This is a genomic window from Brenneria salicis ATCC 15712 = DSM 30166, assembly GCF_003315515.1.
Classification (GTDB): Bacteria; Pseudomonadota; Gammaproteobacteria; order Enterobacterales; family Enterobacteriaceae; genus Brenneria; species Brenneria salicis.
Window position 1 is genome coordinate 1 of the sequence record NZ_QNRY01000025.1, and the last position, 19896, is coordinate 19896.

Genomic DNA, 19896 nt, shown 5'->3' on the forward strand with positions numbered 1-19896 from the left:
AAAAATGTCAGACAATTTATTAAAACCGCATCACCTTTCCCAGGCAACAAACCTGGACTAACAAAAGTGGAGCGGTAATAGGCGCAGTTATTTAGCGCATGTGATGGGACGGGTACAACGTACCCGTAAAATGATCAATGCAGATGATTATCTGATAAATTTTGTCGCAGACCGTGCACGTCGTGAGCGTTAAAAATATAATGATTACCACAATAATCACAGTGCATGTCGATCTCGCCATCCTGTTCCAGGATATCGTTCACTTCTTGATCAGACAGCGTGATTAATGCATCCGCGCAACGCTCGCGTGAGCAATGGCATTGAAAGGAAACCGGTTGTGGCTCATATACCGTGACCTGTTCCTGATGATACAAACGGTACAGTACGTCGTTTGCCGATAGGGTAAATAACTCTTCCGCCTTGACCGTGGCGGTGAGTTGAGCGAGATGGTCGAAATCACCATGCCCGGCCTGTTGCGCCGGCAGCACTTGCAGCAGCATCCCCGCTGCGGCCATATGACCATCGTGCAGGCCGGCGCGGATAAACAGCCGGGTCGGAAGTTGTTCCGATTGCTGAAAATAGTTTTCCAGACAATCGGCAACGGTTTCGCCTTCCAGTCCAACCACTCCCTGATAGCGCTCGCCTTCGGTCGGCGTAATGGTAATGACCAGATAGCCATTGCCCACCATTTCTTTGAGTGAACTCCCGGCGGCAATGTCACTCTGAAGACGCGCCACACCTCGCATCTGTTGCAGATGGTTACCGTTAATCACGGCCAGTTTGAGCGGACCTTCTCCCTGAAGCTGGACGGTAATATCACCGCTGAATTTCAGCGTTGCCGTCAACAAACTGGTCGCCACCAGCATTTCGCCCAGCAATGTCTGTACTTCCGCCGGGTAATCATGGTTGGCCAGAATATGCCGGCAGGTATCGCTTACGGTCGCCAACTCGCCCCGAACGGCGTAATTTTCAAACAGATAACGATGTAATTGGTCATGGTTGGCCATATATTTTCTCGCTGTGGTGACCGTTATTCCTGATCACTGTATTTAAATTTAATCAGATCCCGGCGTTCTTTTTTGTCGGGACGACGATCCGGGTGCGGCATTGTCAGCACATTCATTTTTCGCGCTAAAGCCAGCTTTTCCCTTTTCTCAATGCTGCTGTCCGTTTCCCGATATAATGCCTGCGCGTCTGCCGCGGTTCTGCGTTGGCTGCTGAGCGCCAGCACCGTGACGGTTCGTTCGTCATTGCCCTGACGCAGTTTGATCTCGGCATTCAGTTCAACCAGTTTGCTTGGTTTGCCGCGCTGCCCGTTGTAGTGCACTTTGCCGCCGTCGATCATTTCACGGGCGATAGCCCGGGTTTTATAAAAGCGTGCGGACCAAAGCCATTTATCCAGACGAACGGCATCGCCGGTGTTCTCGGTTGCTTTCATAATGAATCCTCCTGATGACGGCGCGGTGACGTCATTGTCTGCTGGCTATACAAAACGCGCCGAACGATGCAGTGATGGCAACAGCCCAAGATAATCACTCATGGATGGATATTGCCGGAATGATTTTTCCTGCTGGCTGGAGTCAGGATTGCTGACGCCCAGACAGTAACGAATACCGAAGGTTTTCGCCGCATCCAGAATCGGCTCGCTGTCGTCAACAAATAATGTTCTGACCGGATCGAATCCGGTGTGTTGTTGTATGGCTTGCCATAGCTGCTGATTCTCTTTCGGATACCCATAAGTGTGGGTGGAAAGCAATAAATCAAGGTGCTGATCCAACCCGGTATGCTGAATTTTAACCGCCAGACTGTGTGGATGCGCGTTTGTCAGCAGTATGGTCTGCTTTCCGCTGCCGCGCAGGGCCGCCAGAAACGGGGCGGTGTCTTCGCGCAGGCGGGCGCGGGCGCCGATATCCGTCGTCATCTGGTAGATATCCAGCCCCAGCCGTTCACTCCAGTAATCAAAACAATACCAGTTCAGAGTGTGTTGTACGGCCTGATATTCCTGAGTGATCAGTTGCCTGGCCTGTTCAAGGCTGATGCCGCGTTTGTCGCTGAGGGACTGTGGCACAAGCTGTAACCAGAAGTAACTGTCAAAGGCCAGATCCAGCAGAGTGCCATCCATGTCCAGAATGACGGTATCGATGTTAGGCCAGTCGAAGTCGGGACTCATAAATACTCCAGATACAGAACGATTGCGCATGCTTTTCAGCGTAACATAACCATTGACGATAACTGGCAGGATGACGCTCAGGAATGGTGTGGGAGATGGTCCGGTAACGTCCCGCCTGCATTAAAGCATTCGGTATAGTAACGTTGGATGCCGATTATCCGCTGTCGGCCCCTGCGTATTTTGATGCCGAGAAACGCCAGGTTGATGATCAGAATGATGGAGAACAACATTAAGAGCAGGCAACTACCCAAATAACGCCATAGCGTAATCATATCCGGTTCGCTGTGAATGCTGATGTGCCAGGTGCCATTGGCGTCGATGCTAATCCTGGTAATGACGCCTGTGGCGTTAAATGGCGTGTGCAACAACATGGCGGATAGCCGTTGAAGCTCTTGCCACTGGTCAGAAGCCCGGTACTCGTTCAGCGGCATCGGTGGTAAGGGATGGCTGACCAACTGGCGGCCTTCATCGCTGCGTATCAGAAAGCCGCCCGGCGGTGGGCTATTCAGTGAGTTCGCCGCATTATTGATTTCCTGAGAAAAGAAGAATTCTGTTGAACTATTGACCAGTGATTCCAGCGTTTCCGCACTGACCGGGCGCAGTATCACGTTCATGCCTTTTAGCGCGCCAGAATCGGCCCGTCTTACCAGAATATCCCAGCTTTTAACGTTGCCCAGATTGATGAGCGCATTTTTCAGCCGGGCGCAATGCCCTTCCTGTTCACAAAGCGCCTGGGTTTTCAGCACGATATCGGAAAAATTATTCAACAGAATCATGCCTGATTTCTGAATGGCGGAGGCCAGTTGCGAATTTATCTGACCGCTTTCATCTGTTTGCGGATGCAACTGACTATTCACGGTCTTACGCAAGTCGGAAGCCTTTTCAACAATGTCTGATTCCGGCAACGGCAAGGGCGCCGCGTTATTCCAGTAAATGGCGGAACAATCAAACGGGGCGAACGCCGAGTTTTGTATCATCGTCGCGGGGGGAGGGCCGGCGGCGACATAGCACATCCCTGATCCTTGCACTTCTAGCGTATCACCGATTTTGAGCGGCATCTTTTCCAACTCATCCACCTCGGCCACTTTGATGTGCTGCGCGCCCTGAAGCCAGGCCATGCTGAGTTTCAACGGCAATTCCAGCGGCACTTGAGTGATTAACAGGATCAGGCTGAGCAGAGAACCTGCCGCAAGCAGCAGATTTCTTCCCCATTGTTGCAACGGAAAGTGTTTCACTTCGTCATGCAGCGACAAGTGCTCGCCTTGTCGGATGACCTGACGATCCAGGTAGATATCGACATCGGTCTTGCGGCCAAGATCGTGACCGATATAGGGCTGCCAGTGCGACGGATAAATCAGGTCGATATTACCGAGCGAGACATTGCCTATCTGTCCCTGATTGGATTCGCCAAAAAGTCCGAGACTTTGCGGCGTACCGTGCAGGCAATGGACATCCTGTAGCTCCTTGCAGGAAGGCGAGCGAAAAAGCTGCCAGAGGCTCCAGGCCGCCAGTAAAGCGGCGGTTCCGGTAAGCCAGGGCAGCAGGACGATGGGGCTGTTCAGGCTGATGAACAACAGCAAAAAAGACAGGCACAGCACAGCGGCTTCTTTCAGTCCACGGGAATGGTGGATGGCGTGCTCTTCTTTGCTTTCCTTGCGGATGGTAATCAACTCGGCGTGTTCATTCCCTGCCTGGCTGATAGACGCGTTAGGCACCGGAATATTGGGTACGGACATGACCTCACGATTGTCTATGCACTCCGCCAGCGAGTGTCCGTTCAGCGAAATGACTAAAGGAATGGAACGGGTTTTGATCAGTTCAACGCTGTTATTCTCGGTAATATACTGTTCCCAGGCGGGGGGCAGGTGAATTTCCTGCGTATCAATATAGTAACGCCATTTATTTTGTGAATCAGTACTCAGACCGTAACGTGTGATGGTGTGAGCAATCGGATAAACCCGATCACTCTGTAATGAGCGGGGAAGTCGCGGCTGTGCGTTGGGCGTATCAAGCGGCGTTGTTTTCTGCGCGCTTTCCTGAGCGAGATATTGTTCCACCGCCACCCGTTCTTCCGGGGTCAATTGGCGAGGTAACGATTGTGTTACTGGCAGTGGCTTAACTAACGGTAAGCGCTCACGCATACGGTAGACAATAAAAGCACCGACGGCGATTAGACAGGCTAACAATATCGCCAGGATGGTAAATATTGTGCTCATCGTATCTCCATTCCAAAGCAATTTGCTCCTTGTCCTCGTTGGAGTTTAACAAACTTATCCAATCGATGATAACCCGTATGCTGTTGTTTTATTAGATTAATAACTAAAAAATTGTGTAAATTAATCGCGTAAGGTGATGATGGTAACAAGTGCAGGATGCCGCTGAAATAAGGATCATCTGATTTTCAGCCGATATATTGACTTTCATTGATCGATTTAAATTCACTAATATTAATGTGTATTGCAAGTTGCAAAAAAGTAATTCGAGATCGCTGTAGTTGCAGCAAAGGGCGTTGTTAACGCACAATGTGAGCAAGATCAAAAAAGAAAATTAACAATCCCTTTTCTTCATTAATAATTAGCGGTATGCCGACATAAGCGATGAAGGCAGCGGCTACCTGTCATTGGGTTGGATGAGGGAGGCTAATATTTCCAGAGGCCATTATGAGTCATAACCTGCAAAAACCTAAAATTCTGAAGGTAGAAACGGTTGCGCGTTCACGGCTGTTCAATGTTGAATCCATCGATCTGGAGTTTAGTAACGGCGCGCGTCGGGTTTATGAGCGTATGCGGCCTTCCGAACGTCAGGCCGTGATGATTGTGCCGATTATTGATGATGAACTGCTGTTGATCCGCGAATATGCCGTAGGGATTGAACAGTATGAACTGGGATTTCCGAAGGGATTGATTGATCCCGGTGAAACGGTATTTGAAGCCGCCAATCGTGAGTTGATGGAAGAAGTCGGCTTTGGCGCGGAGCACATGGAACTGCTGGCGACATTAACGATGGCGCCTTCTTATTTTTCCAGCCAGATGAATATCGTCGTGGCCCGCGGTCTGTATCCGCAGAGTCTGGAAGGTGATGAACCGGAGCCGATGACGAAAGTGCGCTGGCCGTTAAGCGACATGATGTCGTTGTTGCAGGACGCCGATTTTCGGGAAGCGCGTAATGTGAGCGCGCTGTTTCTGACGCAGGATTGGTTGAATCGTTCGTCGCGCTGAGAACAGACACAGGGCGCGGAAATCCGCGCCCTGTGTCTGTAGTATCCCTACTGCATTATCAGAACGATTCTTCGATTAGAACAACTCTTCGCTTTGTCCGTTATCCATCAGCGTTGTACCGACTTCATGCACCGCATATTCGGTCGGCTGCGTTCCTTCGATAAAGTATTCGGAAAGACTGTTTCCGCCGCCGTTGGACAACTTACCGCTGTTGCGGTCGATGGTTACGCTGACGATACCGGGCGGCGGCGTCAGCGGTTGCTCCGGCACGCCTTCCAGCGCTACTTTCATAAACTCGTCCCAAGCTGGCTGAGCGGATTTTGCGCCGCCTTCGTAGCCTGAAATCTGATCCTTAATCACGCCGGAAGCGCTGCTCGTGCCGAGGTTACGCCGATGGTCATCGAAACCGATCCAGACGGAAGTGACCAGATTCGGGCCGTAACCAGAGAACCAGGCGTCTTTGGAACTGTTGGTTGTACCGGTTTTTCCGCCAATATCACGGCGCTTCAGGTCACGGCCTGCTCGCCAGCCTGTACCCATCCAGCCTGGTTCGCCAAAGATGTTGCTGTTCAGCGCGTCTTTGATCAGGAAAGCCAGCGGCGTGCTGATGACATGCGGCGCATAAGGTTGCGTGCTTTGTCGCGCCTCTTGCGGCGTTACCGGTTCAAGTTGCGGCATTGGCGGCACACCCTGCCGGTTTTCCTGAGAGGTGGCGACGTTTTCCATACTGTCGGCGGACAATGTCGCGGAACGCTGTGTTTCACCATACACTAACGGCAAATTACAGGTATCGCAGACCACTTTCGGCGTGGCGGTAAAGATGGCGCCGCCGGCTTCGCTCTCGATTCTGGTAATGAAATAGGGATCAACCAGATAGCCGCCGTTAGACATCACCGCATAACCGCGCACCACCTGCAACGGGGTGAACGAGGCTGCACCCAGAGCCAGCGATTCGGTATGCACGATATTTTGCTCCGGGAAGCCGAAACGCTGTAGGTAATCTGCCGCATAATCGACGCCCATCGCTCTCATGGCGCGCACCATCACCACGTTTTTGGATTGCCCCAGGCCCTGACGCAAGCGGATTGGACCATCATAAGTCGCGGGCGAGTTTTTCGGACGCCAGTCCGAACCTGCGCCCGCATCCCAACGGGTAATGGGAACGTCGTTGAGGATGGTCGCCAGGGTCAGGCCTTTATCCATAGCGGCGGTATACAGGAACGGCTTAATGTTGGAACCAATCTGGCGCAGTGCCTGCGTCGCACGGTTGAACTTGCTTTGGTTGAAGTCGAAACCGCCAACCAGCGCTTCAACCGCGCCGTTGGTTGGATTGAGCGAAACCAGCGCGGAGTTGACATCCGGCACCTGTCCCAGCCACCAGTCATTATCAACCTTACGTACCCACACTTGCTGACCGGTTTGCACCACGTCCGTCACGCGTCTGGGCGTCGGCCCTTGTTGGGTATCGGAGCGATAGGGCCGAGCCCAGCGCATGCCCGCCATCGGCAGGGCAATGTTGCTGCCGTCCGACAGGACCGCAATCGCTTGATCAGCCGTCGTGGTGGTGATGACGGCGGGGAACAGCGGACCGTAAACCGGCAACGTTTTCAATGTGGCGACGATTTTTTCCTGATCCCAGGCGCGTTCGCCCACTTTCCACAATACATCGCCTGGACCACGGTAACCGTGGCGCATATCGTATGCCATAACGTTATTACGTAAAGCATCCTGGGCCGCCAACTGCAATTTTCGGGTAATAGTGGTGTAGACCTTGTAGCCGTCGTTATAAGCGCCATCGCCATAACGTTTCACCATTTCCTGACGCACCATCTCGGCGATATACGGCGCGGAGAAGGCAATCTGCGGCGTATGGTAGTTCGCCACCAGTTTTTCGTTACGCGCCTCATCATACTGAGCCTGAGTGATGTAGTTTTCATCTCTCATTCGAGTCAGCACGACATTACGACGCGCGATCGCCCGGTCGTAGGAATAGAGCGGGTTAAAAGTTGACGGCGCTTTCGGTAAACCGGCAATCATTGCCATTTCGCTCAGCGTTAATTGATCAACGGAGCGGCCAAAGTAAACGTGAGCTGCGGCGCCGATGCCATAGGCGCGATAGCCGAGATAAATCTTGTTCAGATAAAGCTCAAGAATTTCATCTTTGGTGAGCAATTGCTCGATACGAATGGCCAGGAAGACTTCCTTGATCTTACGTATCAGCGTGCGCTCCGGGCTCAGAAAGAAGTTTCTGGCAAGCTGCTGCGTAATGGTGCTGGCGCCCTGAGACGCGCGACCGGACGTCAACGCAATCGAGGCGGCACGGATAATTCCCACCGGATCGACGCCGTGGTGCTCATAGAAACGGCTATCTTCCGTTGCAATAAAGGCTTGCACCATCACCGGGGGGATTTGATCCAGTTTCAGCGGGATACGGCGTTTTTCGCCAAATTGAGTGATTAACTCACCCTCGGCGCTGTATACCTGCATTGGTGTTTGCAGCCGAATGTCTTTCAGCGTGGCGACATCGGGCAACTGTGGTTCGATATAACGGTACAAACCATATATCGAGGCGGCTCCAAACAGGATGCAAGTCACTGCAAGGATGAGTAAATACTTTACGAACTTCACCTGAGATTTTCCATTCAGTAGCGTTTGGACAGTTTATAAACAATCGCGCGCTAGTATAAAGGTAAGCCAGCACTGTGGATACGTTCTTTTATTAGACAAGGATATCGGGTTGAACATGGCTTATCACATCTGGCGGGTTGGGTTAGATATACAAAATGGTTTCATGCGTGCGCTGGCGGTCCAGCAGCGTCGCATCGGCTGGCAGCTTCGTCACTGGTGGCAGTTTCCTTTACCGGACGACACATTGCACTTGGGTAGTTTACACCATACGGAAGCACTTTGTGAGGTCTTGCGGCAATGGCGTCGGTTATTGCCTAGGCATATTTCCCTGCGTGTCGCCTTTCCCGCGCAACAGGTGTTGCAGCAACGCCTGCCCGCGCCGGACAGTCGGTTACGGGAGCCTGAACGTAGCTGGTACATCGAAAGCATGGCGGCCCGCAAGCTGCCGATAAGTAGCGATTTGCTATCAATGGACTACCGTGCGGACCCGCACGCGCCCGATGCTTTATTGATTACCGCCGCACGGCGAAGTGAACTGGCGCGCTGGATTGCGTGTCTGCAAGCCGCGGATCTGCATCCTGACGTCGTTGATATTTCAGCATGCGCCATTCGCTGTATGGCGAGCCTGGCCGGGCTTGAAAACAACCGGGTTTTCCTGCATCGGTCAATTGATGGATGGCTGTGGGTATCGCCGCTCAATCATGCCTTTCGTTTCGGCATGATCCATAGCGATGAATGGAGCGAGGGGGCGGCGATCCTGCCAGTGATCCGCGCCCGGTATGAACAGGATATTGGCGACGCCGCTTACTACAGCAGTACATCCTCTTCTTTTTCTTGTACGCGGGGAAAATCTGACGAATTACTGACCTGGTCGCCGTTGGTGGCGTTTAACCATATGCAAGCGCCTGTGCCGGATTTTCCGCCTGCTTTTGTTATTGCGAGCGGTCTGGCCCTGCGTCCCGGAGATGCCTGAGTATGCTGCTGGTTAACCTTTTACCCTGGCGCCAGCGCCGCTTGCGGCGGCGTGCGCGTCATGGGCTGCTGGCTTTGCTGCTGCAACTGTTGTTGGCCGGACTGCTGCTCGGCATGATTTACTCGCGCTGGCACCAGCAATATACAGAGTTACGCGACGAGTTCAGCGAGGTATCCACACAGCGGCAACAACTGGCGGCACACTACCAACAAACCCGCCGGATACGGAGCCGGTTACAACGTTATCAGGCGCAACAGCAGGCTGATGCGGCAGGCGTGCGTCACAATCAACGTTATCTTGGCCTGCTGGAACAGCTTTCGGGCATGATGCCTGAACGTCTTTGGTTGACGGAGATCGCCGATCGTGGAACTTATCTGTCGATCGTCGGGATGAGTGAAAACTATACCGACATTGTCTCGTTAAACCATGCGTTGATCAGCCACCCAGCCGTGGCGCGGGCGCGGGTTCTCAATGCATTCAGACAGCAGAATGTGCGCTCGCTGTTGCGTTTTTCTCTTCAGGCTGACTGGAAAAATGATGAGTCCATCGACAGTGGGGGCGCTCATGACCAACCCGATGATTAACTGGACTTTGTGGATAAGCCAGCCATGGTGGAAACTGGCGCTGGCGCAGATTGTCCTCATAACGGCTTTCATTTGCCTGGGGAACAGACTGGTATTGGAGGAACTCAGGCGGGAGATCGCGGTTAGCGAGCAGCAGATTGGCGAACAATCACGTGGCATACGAAATATTCAGCAGCAACTGACAACCATGCCGACGCTTGCCGAAATGCAAACCCAATTAACTGCATGGACAAAAGACAAGACGCCATTTTCGGTGGATATGGCGGCGCAATGGGTGACGGAGCCGCTATCCCAATCCGGCGCGCTGCTGCTTTCCTGGCAGCCTGTCCAGCAGAATGCTCCGGCCACCGCTGAGGACAGCGCCTGGAACCTTAGCTTTCATTCAGACTATTCGGGCCTGATAAACGTAGTTCGTCACTTTATTTCACTTCCCTATGTGTTGCGCCTGGAGCAGTTGATGGTGAAATCAACGGCGCAAGCATCGAAAGCGGATAGATGGTTACGCGTCGAAATGACCGTAATGAGGCCGACCGTCGGGCGGAGTCAGCGTATTGAATAGCGTGAACAATGGCGTGCTGATGCTGGTGTCCGCGGCCTGGTTTGCTTTCGCCGCTGCGCAGGGCAACGCGGCAGACATCCCGCGCGATCCTTTTCACCCTTCATCCTTTGTGGTCTGTTCCCCGCTGAATGTGACGCGGCAGTGGCAACTGAAAGGCGTGATAGGAGCCGGTAACCATTGGGTGGGGTGGCTGGCGCAGTCAGATGCGCCGTGGCTGAAACTGAAACAGGGTGCAGTGATCCCGCCTGGGCGTTGGCAGGTCAGCCAACTGGATAGCGCGGAGATGCAATTAACGGCGGTGACGCAAGCCGGAGCCTGCGATGGCGCGCCAATGACGGTTTCTCTGGCATCACCGTTTATGAATAAGCATGTTGCGCAATAGGAACACAAGGAAAGTTATGAAGCGTTGGCTGGTACGGAAAGTAATGGCGCGAATGTTACTGTTGGTCTGTCTGGCGGTGCCCGCCAGGGCGGAAGAACCGATATCCATGGCGTTTGAGGATTCTCCTGTTCAGCGGGTACTTCATGCATTGGCGGACCATCAGCAATTGAATCTGGTGGTCGCCCCCGGCGTTGCGGGCAACCTGAGCGTGCGACTGGTGGATGTCCCCTGGCGGCAGGCGTTGGATATCGTGTTGCGCATGGGACAGTTGACGATGGAGCGTGATGGCAGTGTGTTGCTGGTCTATCCTGCGGCACATCTCGAAGCCGTCGAGCGTCGAAAAGAGGAACTGTCGGCCCGACAAACGCAAAAGCAACCGTTGCAGAATCTCTCTGTCACGCTGAAGTATGCACAGGCCGACGAAGTGGCTGGCAGCGTGCTGGCGCAACGCGGCACATTGCTGACGGAGCGCGGCAGCGTGACGGTGGACAAGCGAACTAATACGTTGCTGATTCGCGATACCGAAGCGGTATTGGCGCAGATTAAGCCCTGGATAAATGAACTGGATTTGCCGTTATCACAAGTGCAATTGGCGGCGCATATCGTGACGATCAGCAGTGAGAATCTGCAAGAACTGGGCGTCAATTGGGGGCTGGGAACCGGTGAGGCGACAAACAGGGCGTTACGGCTGAATAATTTCAACGTCAGTCTGCCTGTCGATACGCCGGCAATAAATGCCGGGTTTCATCTGGCGCGGTTAAATGGCCGCTTGCTTGATTTGGAGTTAATGGCGCTGGAGCAGGAAAATCAGGTTGAAATCATTGCCAGCCCACGGCTTTTTACCGCTCATCAGCAGACGGCCAGCATTAAACAGGGGACAGAAATTCCTTATCAGGTTTCCAGCGGCACCAGCGGATCGACATCGATCGAGTTTAAGGAAGCCGTGCTGGGGATGGAAGTCACGCCCAGTATCCAGCGGGCCGGACGCATCACGCTAAATTTGAAAATCAGTCAGAATATGCCGGGACAGACGATAAAACAGAGTGACAACGGCGAAGCGCTGGCGATCGATAAGCAGGAAATACAAACGCAAGTCACGGTGGCCGATGGCGAAACCATTGTTTTGGGCGGGATCTTCCAGCAGCAGAAGAAGCGCCGTTATCGTCAGGTGCCAGCGTTAGGGAATATTCCCGTATTGGGGCATTTATTCAAAAATAATGCTCAGCAGCGCACCCGGCGGGAGTTGGTTATTTTTATTACACCAACCCTGATCCCGCCGTTGTCGTAAAAAAGCCTGTTCTATTCTCTGTTTATAAGGGGCGTTTTCATGAAAGCGGCGCAATATTTTGATTGATTCATGCCTTCTAAGTTTGACGCTGCGGCGGATTTAGCTTACAAGGGTTAGCGAATTGAGCACAGAAGTGTTGTTCCACCGAAAATGTCGATAAAACACACGATATTATCCGCCTGGATGAGGTGTGACATTTTATTCGGTTGCCAAACCACCCTGAGTATTGAGATAATTTTTTGTCTGATTCTCGCACTATCGCTCATGAGGTTTCAGTTTAGGTCCCGTCGCTGGGTTGATTGGCGGGGCGGGTTATCATTAACGAATTGTCTTAGTAATACCAAAAAACATGGCAGAGAAACGCAATATCTTTCTGGTTGGGCCTATGGGTGCCGGCAAAAGCACTATTGGCCGTCAGTTAGCTCAGCAACTCAATATGGAGTTTTTCGACTCCGATCAAGAAATTGAGCGACGCACCGGGGCTGATGTGGGCTGGGTATTCGATGTGGAAGGCGAAGAGGGTTTCCGCGATCGTGAAGAGAAAGTCATTAATGAATTGACGGAGAAACAGGGTATTGTCCTGGCGACAGGGGGCGGTTCGGTTAAATCACGTGAGACGCGCAATCGTCTTTCCGCACGTGGTGTTGTCGTGTATCTGGAAACGACGATCGAAAAGCAGCTTGCCCGCACTCAGCGCGATAAAAAGCGTCCGTTGCTTCAGGTTGAAACACCGCCGCGTGAAGTTCTGGAAGAGTTGGCGAGAGAGCGGAATCCGTTGTACGAGGAGATCGCGGATGTCACTATCCGAACCGACGAACAGAGCGCCAAAGTAGTTGCCAACCAGATCATCAATATGCTGGAAAGTAACTGATTTTAATGCATGATTTTTTATATCATGCTGATTCTAAACAGGCTATTGAACGAGCATGGAAAGAATTACCGTAACATTAGCGGAACGTAGTTATCCCATTACGATAGCCGCCGGATTGTTTGATGATTCGGCTTCTTTTATGCCGTTGCAGGCCGGGGAACAGGCCATGCTGGTAACCAACCAGACGTTGGCCCCTCTTTATCTTGAGCGTGTCCGCCGTGTGCTTGAGCAAAACGGGGTGCATGTTGATCAGGTCATTTTGCCAGATGGCGAGAAATACAAATCCCTGACCGTATTGGATCAGGTATTTACCGCATTGCTCGCCAAGCCACATGGTCGCGACACCACCATCGTTGCCTTGGGCGGCGGTGTGATTGGCGATCTTGCCGGTTTCGCGGCCGCGAGCTATCAGCGCGGCGTTCGTTTTATCCAGGTGCCGACCACGCTGCTGGCGCAAGTGGACTCATCTGTCGGTGGTAAAACCGCGGTGAATCACCCGCTGGGTAAAAACATGATCGGCGCTTTCTACCAACCGGCATCGGTGGTTATCGATCTGGATTGCCTGAATACCTTGCCTGCCCGCGAATTGTCGTCAGGACTGGCGGAAGTCATTAAGTACGGCATTATTCTGGATGGCGCTTTCTTTGTCTGGCTGGAAGAGAACATTGACGCGGTTCGTTCACTGCAAGCTGATGCGCTGGCTTACTGTATCCGTCGTTGTTGCGAACTAAAAGCCGCTGTTGTCGCCGCCGATGAACGTGAGAGCGGCATACGGGCGTTGCTTAACCTTGGTCATACCTACGGCCACGCGATTGAAGCGGAAATGGGATACGGCAATTGGCTGCATGGCGAAGCGGTTGCCGCCGGAATGGTGATGGCGGCCCAAACCGCCCGTCGTCTCGGACAGTTTTCCGCCGGTGATATCGAACGTATCAAATCGTTGCTGGTTCGCTCTGGCTTGCCGGTCAATGGGCCGCAACAGATGGCGCCGGAATCTTATCTTCCCCATATGATGCGTGATAAAAAAGTGCTGGCGGGTGAACTGCGTCTGGTGCTGCCGACTGCTATTGGCCGTTCCGAAGTTCGTGGCGGCGTGGCGCATGATACTGTGCTGGCGTCGATAGCGGATTGTCTTGCCTGAGAAGCTCTCTGCGATGTTAACGAAATAACACGTGTTAACGACAGATGAGCGACCATGGTTTATGGTTAATAAAATACAATGCATTATGATTTAACAATTCGTGACGGCGAGCATGTCACGAGTTTTAGCCTTTCAGTTGGAGGGTTGTAAATGGATGAGTTTAAACCGGAAGATGAGCTGAAGCCTGACGCCAGTGACCGTCGACCCACACGGCAGCATAAAAACAGCCGTTTTTCCGTACCGAAAATCACGCTTTCCAGACAACACCTGATGATTGGTGTCGGGATTTTGGTGCTGGTATTGCTGATTATTGGGATTGGTTCCGCTTTACAGGCGCCTTCTCGTCCAGAAACGCCTCAGGTTCAAGGACAATCTCAAACTCAAGGTCAAAGCGGCGTTGAAAAACGTATCGACCTCTCTTCGTCGACTTCCATGACGCCAGACTCACCGCCTGCCATGTCAACGGAAACCCCGGCGACGGCTGCCGGCGATGCTGCGCCTGCGCCACAGACGCTGAGTGCGCCGCCTATAGCCGGTACGCCAACGCAAGCCGCCATACAGCCGACGCCGAGCGGTCAGCAGCGCATTGAATTGCCGGGTAATATGACGGACGCGCTTACCCAACAGCAGGATCGCGTCAATGCATTCTCCCAGGGTGCGACCGGCACCTCGTTGCCTACGTCGCCGGCGACGCTCGCCCCTGCCGCAAAGACGCCTGCGCGTACACCTGCGGAAAAAAATACTCACAGTACCAGCAAGCCTGCGACGACGAGCACGCCGAAAGCGGCGACCAGCAAGCCAGCAAATGCGGGTAGCACATCTTCCGCGTCGGGCAGTTCGATCCCAAACGCGCCTGCCAGTCACTTTACTTTGCAACTGAGCAGCGCATCCCGTTCAGATACGCTGAAAGCCTACGCCAGACAGCATAACCTGACCCATTCGTGGGTTTATGAAACTAAACGTGATGGAAAATCCTGGTATGTGTTAGTCACTGGAGTCTATGCTTCCTCCGCTGAAGCAAAACGGGCCATTGCTACATTGCCCGCTGATGTACAAGCGAAAAAACCGTGGGTTAAGCCGATCCGTCAGGTGAAGCAGGACTTGAATAAGTAACACCAATTTTAGCCCTGATGTGCTGTCTGACACAGAGTACAATCCGCGGCTCTGACACGTATGAGTAACTAACGACGGCATGAAGAAAAACCGCGCTTTTTTAAAATGGGCTGGTGGTAAATATCCGCTGGTAGAAGAGATTCGTCGCTATTTACCCGCAGGAGACTGCCTTATCGAGCCCTTTGTTGGTGCGGGTTCTGTATTTCTGAATACAGAATACGACAACTACATATTGGCCGATATCAATAGCGATTTGATCAATCTGTATAACATCGTCAAATCAAATACTGACGAATTTGTGCGTGACTCTCGCAAGTTGTTTACCGAGGAAGTCAATTCCTCCACGACGTTTTACCTGCTGCGCAAAGAGTTTAATCTTTGTACCGACGCTTATCGTCGCGCGGTATTGTTCCTGTATCTGAACCGCCACTGTTACAACGGCCTGTGCCGTTACAACATGCGCGGCGAATTCAATGTGCCATTCGGACGTTACAAGAAGCCCTATTTTCCAGAAGAGGAAATTCGCTGGTTTGCGTTCAAAGCCAGAAGTGCGACCTTTGTCTGTGAACATTATCAGCAAACGCTGAACAAAGCGGCGCCGGGTTCAGTTGTGTATTGCGATCCGCCTTATGCGCCTTTGTCGGCGACCGCGAATTTTACAGCGTATCACACCAATAATTTCAACCATGTCGATCAGCAGAACCTGGCTCGGTTGGCGCAGCGCTTGTCGGTTGAAAACCAGATCCCGGTGCTCATTTCCAACCATGATACGGTGCTGACCCGTGAATGGTATCAGGATGCCTCACTTTATGTGGTCAAAGCGCGTCGGACGATTAGCAGTAATATTCTTGGTCGTAGTAAAGTAAACGAATTATTGGCCCTGTATTGTTAATTGGTCGGCAGTAAGCAGGGTTAAAACCAACGAAAGATGATTGGCTGTCAATAACCATCGCTGATCGGAAGGTGGGTAAACGCAAGCGCCGACAGCAGAGATTCGGACTTTATCGTTTGGAGAAGCGAATGAAATCATTTTTAATCGCCCCGTCTATTCTGTCGGCGGATTTTGCCCGGCTTGGCGAGGATACCGCCAACGTACTGTCCGCCGGGGCTGATGTGGTGCACTTTGATGTGATGGACAATCACTATGTGCCTAATCTGACCATCGGCCCGCAGGTGCTCAAAGCGTTGCGCGATTACGGCATTACCGCCCCGATTGATGTGCATCTGATGGTGAAACCGGTTGATCGCATCATTCCCGATTTCGCCCAGGCGGGCGCGAGTTTCATTACTTTCCACCCGGAAGCGTCGGAACATATCGATCGTTCCCTGCAATTAATTAAAGATCATGGCTGTAAAGCGGGGCTGGTTTTCAATCCGGCAACGCCGCTCAGCTATCTCGATTACGTGATGGATAAACTGGACATCATTCTGCTGATGTCCGTCAATCCAGGCTTTGGCGGCCAATCCTTTATTCCGGGAACTTTGGATAAACTGCGTCAGGTACGCAGGCTGATTGACGACAGCGGTTATGACATCCGTCTTGAGGTGGATGGCGGCGTCAAAGTGGATAACATCGGCGATATCGCCGCGGCTGGTGCGGATATGTTTGTGGCGGGCTCGGCTATTTTTGGTGCAGCGGATTACCGTGCCGTCATTGAGCGGATGCGCGCTGAAATAGCCAGGGTGAATCATGGCTGACATGACGTCGATCCGCGGGCTGGCGTTTGATTTGGACGGCACGCTGATCAATAGCGCGCCAGGGCTGGCTGCCGCGATGGATCTCGCTTTGCTGGCGCAATCCTTGCCGGCGGCTGGCGAGGCGCGGGTCGCCACCTGGATTGGCAATGGCGCGGACGTGTTGGTTGAGCGGGCATTGCGTTGGGCGGGGGTTGAACCGACCGCAGCGCGGCGTAGTGAAACGCGCAAACAGTTTAACCACTATTATGCTGAAACCGTGGAGCGCGGCAGCGCGCTCTATCCTCAGGTGAAGGAAACGCTGGCGGCCCTGGCGCAACGTGGTTTTCCTCTGGCTGTCGTGACCAACAAACCTACGCCATTCGTCGCGCCGTTGCTGACGTCGCTGGGAATTGGCGAGTACTTTTCGCTGATTATCGGCGGCGACGATGTGGTGGCGAAAAAGCCGCACCCCGCGCCGTTGTATCTGGTTCTGGGTACGTTGGGACTACGCGCCGGCGAGTTACTGTTTGTGGGCGATTCGCGTAATGATATTCAGGCGTCTCAGGCTGCCCGCTGCCCCTGCGTCGGTATGACTTATGGATATAACTATGGCGAAGCGATCGAATTGAGTCGTCCAGACATCGTGCTGGATCGTTTTGCCGATCTCTTGCCCCTTGTCGGGCCGTCATCTTCAAAAAATCAGGAAGCATTAGCATGAGTAAACCCATTGTATTTAGCGGTGCACAACCGTCAGGGGAATTGACCATTGGTAACTACATGGGTGCGTTACGTCAGTGGGTGAATATGCAGGATGACTATGATTGCATCTATTGCATCGTTGACTTGCACGCCATTACGGTACGTCAGGATCCGCAGCAGTTGCGCAAAGCGACACTGGATACGCTGGCGCTTTATCTTGCCTGTGGGATCGACCCGAAGAAGAGCACTATTTTTGTTCAGTCTCATGTACCGGAACATAGTCAACTGAGTTGGGTGCTGAACTGCTATGCGTATTTCGGTGAACTGAGCCGTATGACGCAATTTAAAGATAAATCAGTGCGTTACGAAGAAAATATCAACGCGGGTCTCTTTGATTATCCGGTTTTGATGGCGGCGGATATCCTGTTGTACCAAACCACTCAGGTGCCGGTGGGCGAAGATCAGAAACAGCATCTGGAACTGAGCCGCGATATCGCCCAGCGTTTCAACAGTTTGTACGGTGAAAACATTTTTAAAATACCGGAACCGTTTATACCGAAATCCGGCGCTCGCGTAATGTCGCTGCTGGACCCGACCAGGAAGATGTCCAAGTCGGACGATAACCGCAACAATGTGATTGGTCTGCTTGAAGAACCGAAAGCGGTGGTGAAGAAAATCAAACGTGCGGTAACGGATTCCGACGAGCCGCCGGTTGTTCGCTACGATATCGTCAATAAAGCCGGTGTATCCAACTTGCTGGATATACTGTCTGGGGTGACGGGAAAAACCATTGTCGAACTGGAGCAGGCGTTCAGCGGTCAGATGTATGGTCACCTGAAAGGCGCCGTCGCTGATGCGGTATCAGGGATGTTGACGGAATTGCAGGCGCGTTATCATCGTTTCCGCGCTGACGAAGCCTTTTTGCAGCAGGTGATGCGTGAGGGAGCGGAAAAAGCCAGCGCGCGCGCGCAGGTAACATTGAAAAAAGTTTATGACGCGGTTGGATTTGTACCCCGTCCGTAAACGTTAAAAAATCAGGAGGCGGTGCCTCCTGATTACGTTTTTCAGACGCTTACTGCTTTATTCCCATCATTGCGGCAGCGGTGGAAACACGTCATCCGGGATTGGGTTCTCGAACGGCGTCTTCTGGAACCTGGCCTGATGGTCGGCTTTGGCCTGAGCGATCAAGTCCGGCGTCAACATCAGGTCGATAGCCAACGATGCCATCGCTTTAGCCGCATATTCCATCCCTTTGTGCGCCGCCGCCGTTTTACCCTGCGCAACCAATTGCCATGAGTGGGCCGGCGTGCCGATCGCATAGGTCGCGCTGCGGATCTGTACGGTTGGCACCACCCAGCTTACGGTTCCCACATCGGTAGAGCCGATAAAGGCTTCGTTAGGGCTGTAGAGCGGATAGATGCCATCGTGCAACGCCAGATCCGCCTGTGGTTCTACCCCAAACCGCGCGTAAGCATTCGCAATGTCTTCCGCGGTCATCGCGGCCTGAAATTTAGCGGCGAGTTGGCGATCGTGTTCATCAAACTCAATCGGCCCCAGCGTCAACAAATGTTCATGCATGCGCTGCTCCAGCGGCGGATTGCCGATCAGGTTGGCGTCACCGCTAATCACTTCGTGGCTGACTTCGGTTTCCGTCATCAACGCGGCGCCTTCGGCGATCTTTTTTACCCGTTTGACCAACTGATGCAACTCCGGCAACTGACGCGCTCGCACCAGATACCTCACCGTGGCATTCGCCTGCACCACGTTGGGCGCATGACCGCCGCTGTCGGTGATGGCGTAATGTACGCGGGCGGATGAAGGCATATGCTCGCGCATATAGTTAACGCCGACGTTCATCAATTCGACGGCATCAAGTGCGCTGCGTCCCAGATGCGGACTGCTGGCGGCATGCGATGCCCGGCCTTTGAAGTGAAAATTCAGTTCGTTGCAGGCCAGCGATACCGGACTGTTGACGCCGGTAAAGGTCGCCGGGTGCCAGCAGATCGCGATATCCACATCGTCAAACACGCCGGCTTTGACCATAAAGCCTTTCGACGATCCGCCTTCTTCCGCCGGGCAACCATAGAAACGAACGGTTCCCGGTATCGCGTGCTTTTGCAGGTAATCCTTAACGGCTGTCGCGGCCTGTAATGCGGCGGTGCCCAATAGGTTATGTCCGCAGCCGTGCCCATTGCCGCCCTTTTCCAACGGCGCGGGTTCTGCGACATTCGCCTGCTGACTTAATCCTGGCAGCGCATCATACTCGCCGAGGATAGCGATGACGGGCTTTCCTGCGCCAAATTCGCCCAATAATGCGGTGGGCATACCGGCAATGCCTTGCGTCAGGCGAAAACCTTCTGCTTTCAGCACCGTCTCATGCTGCGCGGCAGAACGATATTCCTGATAGTTCAACTCCGGCGTGTCCCATATGCCATCACTCAGGGTAAAAAACTGTTGCCGTTTAGCCGCAATTAATCCGCAGAGATCTTCCACGGTTTGCCGATTGACGGGCGGCAATATCTTTTCAGTCGGTACTGGGTTCATGCGCTATATGCTCTTCATTTTGTCATGACAAGGAAATGGGGATTCATGT

At 53.0% G+C, this 19896-nt stretch carries 19 protein-coding genes; 13 read left to right on the forward strand and 6 right to left on the reverse strand.

Features of this window, described 5'->3' with window-relative positions; genetic code table 11:
• Nucleotides 1–134: 134 nt before the first annotated feature.
• The 4 genes from hslO to DES54_RS11365 all read right to left on the reverse strand — a co-directional run bounded on the left by hslO (nt 135) and on the right by DES54_RS11365 (nt 4386).
• Nucleotides 135–1007, reverse strand: a complete 873-nt coding sequence (gene hslO / locus DES54_RS11350; protein WP_113867450.1) for an Hsp33 family molecular chaperone HslO — start codon at nt 1005–1007, stop codon at nt 135–137.
• Between the two features lie 23 nt (nt 1008–1030).
• Nucleotides 1031–1438, reverse strand: a complete 408-nt coding sequence (gene hslR / locus DES54_RS11355; protein WP_205680217.1) for a ribosome-associated heat shock protein Hsp15 — start codon at nt 1436–1438, stop codon at nt 1031–1033.
• 45 nt (nt 1439–1483) lie between these two features.
• Complete coding sequence (yrfG, locus tag DES54_RS11360) at nt 1484–2170, reverse strand: GMP/IMP nucleotidase (RefSeq protein WP_113867455.1); 687 nt, start codon at nt 2168–2170, stop codon at nt 1484–1486.
• A gap of 77 nt (nt 2171–2247) precedes the next feature.
• Nucleotides 2248–4386: an intracellular growth attenuator family protein gene (locus DES54_RS11365; protein ID WP_113867457.1), complete on the reverse strand. Its 2139-nt coding sequence runs from the start codon at nt 4384–4386 to the stop codon at nt 2248–2250.
• Nucleotides 4387–4830: 444 nt separating this feature from the next.
• Here DES54_RS11365 and nudE point away from each other — a divergent pair, with 444 nt between their 5' ends.
• The gene (gene nudE / locus DES54_RS11370; protein ID WP_113867459.1) at nt 4831–5388 is read left to right on the forward strand and encodes an ADP compounds hydrolase NudE; all 558 of its coding nucleotides are present in this window, start codon (nt 4831–4833) and stop codon (nt 5386–5388) included.
• A 75-nt stretch (nt 5389–5463) separates the two neighbouring features.
• Here the strand turns inward: nudE and mrcA are convergent, their stop codons facing one another.
• Nucleotides 5464–8016: a peptidoglycan glycosyltransferase/peptidoglycan DD-transpeptidase MrcA gene (gene mrcA / locus DES54_RS11375; protein WP_113867463.1), complete on the reverse strand. Its 2553-nt coding sequence runs from the start codon at nt 8014–8016 to the stop codon at nt 5464–5466.
• 115 nt (nt 8017–8131) lie between these two features.
• Here mrcA and pilM point away from each other — a divergent pair, with 115 nt between their 5' ends.
• From pilM to trpS, 12 genes are all read left to right on the forward strand, one after another.
• Nucleotides 8132–8989: a type IV pilus biogenesis protein PilM gene (gene pilM, locus DES54_RS11380; protein ID WP_113867464.1), complete on the forward strand. Its 858-nt coding sequence runs from the start codon at nt 8132–8134 to the stop codon at nt 8987–8989.
• Between the two features lie 2 nt (nt 8990–8991).
• Nucleotides 8992–9573 (forward strand): PilN domain-containing protein, encoded by a 582-nt coding sequence (locus tag DES54_RS11385; protein WP_113867466.1) that lies wholly within the window; start codon nt 8992–8994, stop codon nt 9571–9573.
• Nucleotides 9527–10132 carry a hypothetical protein gene (locus DES54_RS11390; protein WP_147247290.1) on the forward strand — a complete coding sequence of 202 codons (606 nt, stop codon included), beginning with the start codon at nt 9527–9529 and terminating at the stop codon, nt 10130–10132. Before DES54_RS11385 ends, DES54_RS11390 begins: the two co-directional genes overlap by 47 nt.
• Nucleotide 10133: 1 nt before the next feature.
• Complete coding sequence (locus tag DES54_RS11395; protein ID WP_240635004.1) at nt 10134–10514, forward strand: HofP DNA utilization family protein; 381 nt, start codon at nt 10134–10136, stop codon at nt 10512–10514.
• A gap of 43 nt (nt 10515–10557) precedes the next feature.
• On the forward strand, nt 10558–11802 hold the full coding sequence (hofQ, locus tag DES54_RS11400) for a DNA uptake porin HofQ (protein WP_113867545.1): 1245 nt from the start codon (nt 10558–10560) through the stop codon (nt 11800–11802).
• Nucleotides 11803–12151: 349 nt separating this feature from the next.
• On the forward strand, nt 12152–12673 hold the full coding sequence (aroK, locus tag DES54_RS11410; RefSeq protein WP_113867471.1) for a shikimate kinase AroK: 522 nt from the start codon (nt 12152–12154) through the stop codon (nt 12671–12673).
• A 55-nt stretch (nt 12674–12728) separates the two neighbouring features.
• The gene (gene aroB / locus DES54_RS11415; RefSeq protein ID WP_113867473.1) at nt 12729–13814 is read left to right on the forward strand and encodes a 3-dehydroquinate synthase; all 1086 of its coding nucleotides are present in this window, start codon (nt 12729–12731) and stop codon (nt 13812–13814) included.
• 150 nt (nt 13815–13964) lie between these two features.
• The gene (locus tag DES54_RS11420; protein ID WP_113867475.1) at nt 13965–14927 is read left to right on the forward strand and encodes an SPOR domain-containing protein; all 963 of its coding nucleotides are present in this window, start codon (nt 13965–13967) and stop codon (nt 14925–14927) included.
• Nucleotides 14928–15006: 79 nt separating this feature from the next.
• Nucleotides 15007–15819: an adenine-specific DNA-methyltransferase gene (dam, locus tag DES54_RS11425; RefSeq protein ID WP_113867477.1), complete on the forward strand. Its 813-nt coding sequence runs from the start codon at nt 15007–15009 to the stop codon at nt 15817–15819.
• A gap of 128 nt (nt 15820–15947) precedes the next feature.
• Nucleotides 15948–16625: a ribulose-phosphate 3-epimerase gene (gene rpe, locus DES54_RS11430; RefSeq protein ID WP_113867479.1), complete on the forward strand. Its 678-nt coding sequence runs from the start codon at nt 15948–15950 to the stop codon at nt 16623–16625.
• Nucleotides 16618–17322, forward strand: a complete 705-nt coding sequence (locus DES54_RS11435; protein ID WP_113867481.1) for a phosphoglycolate phosphatase — start codon at nt 16618–16620, stop codon at nt 17320–17322. Before rpe ends, DES54_RS11435 begins: the two co-directional genes overlap by 8 nt.
• The gene (trpS, locus tag DES54_RS11440; protein WP_113867483.1) at nt 17319–18326 is read left to right on the forward strand and encodes a tryptophan--tRNA ligase; all 1008 of its coding nucleotides are present in this window, start codon (nt 17319–17321) and stop codon (nt 18324–18326) included. Before DES54_RS11435 ends, trpS begins: the two co-directional genes overlap by 4 nt.
• Nucleotides 18327–18392: 66 nt before the next feature.
• Here trpS and DES54_RS11445 read toward each other — a convergent pair whose 3' ends face one another.
• Nucleotides 18393–19847, reverse strand: a complete 1455-nt coding sequence (locus DES54_RS11445; protein WP_113867485.1) for a M20 family metallopeptidase — start codon at nt 19845–19847, stop codon at nt 18393–18395.
• Between the last annotated feature and the right edge of the window lie 49 nt (nt 19848–19896).

Bases quoted from the DNA above. Each gene is read 5' to 3' on its own strand.
- hofQ (WP_113867545.1), top strand. From the start codon at position 10,558: ATGGCGCGAATGTTACTGTTGGTCTGTCTGGCGGTGCCCGCCAGGGCG.
- DES54_RS11390 (WP_147247290.1), top strand. From the start codon at position 9,527: ATGAGTCCATCGACAGTGGGGGCGCTCATGACCAACCCGATGATTAAC.
- dam (WP_113867477.1), top strand. From the start codon at position 15,007: ATGAAGAAAAACCGCGCTTTTTTAAAATGGGCTGGTGGTAAATATCCG.
- DES54_RS11420 (WP_113867475.1), top strand. From the start codon at position 13,965: ATGGATGAGTTTAAACCGGAAGATGAGCTGAAGCCTGACGCCAGTGAC.
- pilM (WP_113867464.1), top strand. From the start codon at position 8,132: ATGGCTTATCACATCTGGCGGGTTGGGTTAGATATACAAAATGGTTTC.
- DES54_RS11445 (WP_113867485.1), bottom strand. From the start codon at position 19,847: ATGAACCCAGTACCGACTGAAAAGATATTGCCGCCCGTCAATCGGCAA.
- DES54_RS11385 (WP_113867466.1), top strand. From the start codon at position 8,992: ATGCTGCTGGTTAACCTTTTACCCTGGCGCCAGCGCCGCTTGCGGCGG.
- hslR (WP_205680217.1), bottom strand. From the start codon at position 1,438: ATGAAAGCAACCGAGAACACCGGCGATGCCGTTCGTCTGGATAAATGG.
- trpS (WP_113867483.1), top strand. From the start codon at position 17,319: ATGAGTAAACCCATTGTATTTAGCGGTGCACAACCGTCAGGGGAATTG.
- aroK (WP_113867471.1), top strand. From the start codon at position 12,152: ATGGCAGAGAAACGCAATATCTTTCTGGTTGGGCCTATGGGTGCCGGC.
- DES54_RS11365 (WP_113867457.1), bottom strand. From the start codon at position 4,386: ATGAGCACAATATTTACCATCCTGGCGATATTGTTAGCCTGTCTAATC.
- hslO (WP_113867450.1), bottom strand. From the start codon at position 1,007: ATGGCCAACCATGACCAATTACATCGTTATCTGTTTGAAAATTACGCC.
- DES54_RS11435 (WP_113867481.1), top strand. From the start codon at position 16,618: ATGGCTGACATGACGTCGATCCGCGGGCTGGCGTTTGATTTGGACGGC.
- rpe (WP_113867479.1), top strand. From the start codon at position 15,948: ATGAAATCATTTTTAATCGCCCCGTCTATTCTGTCGGCGGATTTTGCC.
- yrfG (WP_113867455.1), bottom strand. From the start codon at position 2,170: ATGAGTCCCGACTTCGACTGGCCTAACATCGATACCGTCATTCTGGAC.
- aroB (WP_113867473.1), top strand. From the start codon at position 12,729: ATGGAAAGAATTACCGTAACATTAGCGGAACGTAGTTATCCCATTACG.
- nudE (WP_113867459.1), top strand. From the start codon at position 4,831: ATGAGTCATAACCTGCAAAAACCTAAAATTCTGAAGGTAGAAACGGTT.